Source organism: Polymorphospora sp. NPDC050346, assembly GCF_040655695.1.
In the GTDB taxonomy this organism is placed as follows: Bacteria; Actinomycetota; Actinomycetes; order Mycobacteriales; family Micromonosporaceae; genus Polymorphospora; species Polymorphospora lycopeni.
In genome coordinates, this window is the sequence record NZ_JBFAKM010000004.1 from 3,743 (window position 1) to 5,029 (window position 1,287).

1 rRNA gene (running past one end of the window) is annotated in these 1,287 nt (G+C 55.5%); it reads left to right on the forward strand.

The features are described from left to right. A 23S ribosomal RNA gene (locus tag AB0I42_RS05700) occupies positions 1–1,287 on the forward strand (it extends 1,789 nt beyond the left edge of the window).

Consider the following 1,287-nt stretch of genomic DNA (forward strand, 5'->3'; position numbering starts at 1 on the left):
TGTGGCTGAGACGTGATGCCGAGCCGATTCAGGTGAAGTCAGTGATCCTATGCTGCCGAGAAAAGCCTCTAGCGAGTTCTTAGCGGCCCGTACCCCAAACCGACACAGGTGGTCAGGTAGAGAATACCGAGGCGATCGGGCGAACTGTGGTTAAGGAACTCGGCAAATTGCCCCCGTAACTTAGGGAGAAGGGGGGCCGGACGCGTGAAGGGACTTGCTCCTGGAGCGTGGTATGGCCGCAGAGAGCAGGGGGAAGCGACTGTTTACTAAAAACACAGGTCCATGCGAAGAAGTAATTCGATGTATATGGACTGACGCCTGCCCGGTGCTGGAACGTTAAGGGGACCGGTTAGCTCTTCGGGGCGAAGCTGAGAACTTAAGCGCCAGTAAACGGCGGTGGTAACTATAACCATCCTAAGGTAGCGAAATTCCTTGTCGGGTAAGTTCCGACCTGCACGAATGGCGTAACGACTTCCCCACTGTCTCAACCACAGGCCCGGCGAAATTGCATTACGAGTAAAGATGCTCGTTACGCGCGGCAGGACGGAAAGACCCCGGGACCTTTACTATAGCTTGACATTGGTATCTGAATTAGCTTGTGTAGGATAGGTGGGAGCCGGTGAAGCTTGTACGCCAGTACAGGTGGAGGCAATCTTGAAATACCACTCTGGTTGATTTGGGTATCTAACTTGGGGCCGTGATCCGGTTCAGGGACAGTGTCTGGTGGGTAGTTTAACTGGGGCGGTTGCCTCCTAAAGGGTAACGGAGGCGCCCAAAGGTTCCCTCATCCTGGTTGGCAATCAGGTGTTGAGTGTAAGTGCACAAGGGAGCTTGACTGTGAGACTGACGGGTCGAGCAGGGACGAAAGTCGGGACTAGTGATCCGGCACTTGCGTGTGGAAGCGGTGTCGCTCAACGGATAAAAGGTACCCCGGGGATAACAGGCTGATCTTCCCCAAGAGTCCATATCGACGGGATGGTTTGGCACCTCGATGTCGGCTCGTCGCATCCTGGGGCTGTAGCAGGTCCCAAGGGTTGGGCTGTTCGCCCATTAAAGCGGTACGCGAGCTGGGTTTAGAACGTCGTGAGACAGTTCGGTCCCTATCCGCCGTGCGCGTAGGATACTTGAGAAGGGCTGTCCCTAGTACGAGAGGACCGGGACGGACGAACCTCTGGTGTGCCAGTTGTTCCGCCAGGAGCATGGCTGGTTGGCTACGTTCGGAAGGGATAACCGCTGAAAGCATCTAAGCGGGAAGCTCGCTTCAAGATGAGGTATCCCACCCACTTT